Annotated in this window: 1 pseudogene; it reads right to left on the reverse strand. The window is 59.4% G+C overall.

What is annotated here, in order from left to right:
- Window positions 1-70: 70 nt before the first annotated feature.
- Window positions 71-547, reverse strand: a pseudogene (locus tag QCE58_RS34015) (electron transfer flavoprotein subunit beta/FixA family protein); the annotation flags it as partial.

A 547-nucleotide genomic window follows, 5' to 3' on the forward strand; every position in this document is an offset into this window, starting at 1 on the left:
GCAACCGTGTTCAGCGTCGCTGCCTTGATCGACGCATTGTCGTGTTCTGCAATTACGAGAATCGTCATGTTCAGATCACCTTCGCTTCGGTTTTCAGTTTTTCGACCAGCGTCTTCACGTCGGGCACGGTGATGCCCGCGCTGCGCTTCGGCGGCTCGACGACTTTCAGCGTCTTCAGACGCGGCGTAACATCGACGTCAAGATCGGCAGGCGTCATCGTGCTTAAAGGCTTCTTCTTCGCCTTCATGATGTTGGGCAGCGTCACGTAGCGCGGCTCGTTCAGGCGCAGATCGGTCGTGACGACTGCGGGCAATTTCAGCGACAGCGTTTCGGCGCCGCCATCGACTTCGCGCGATACCGTGGCTTTGCCATCGGCAACGACGACCTTCGATGCGAACGTCGCTTGCGGCAGACCCGCCAGTGCAGCGAGCATCTGGCCGGTTTGATTCGAGTCGTCGTCGATGGCCTGCTTGCCCAGGATGACGAGCTCAGGCTTCTCTTGATCGACTAGCGCCTTCAGGATCTTCGCGACCGCCAGCGGCTGCAA

This window comes from Caballeronia sp. LZ028, from assembly GCF_031451415.1.
Lineage (GTDB): Bacteria > Pseudomonadota > Gammaproteobacteria > Burkholderiales > Burkholderiaceae > Caballeronia > Caballeronia zhejiangensis.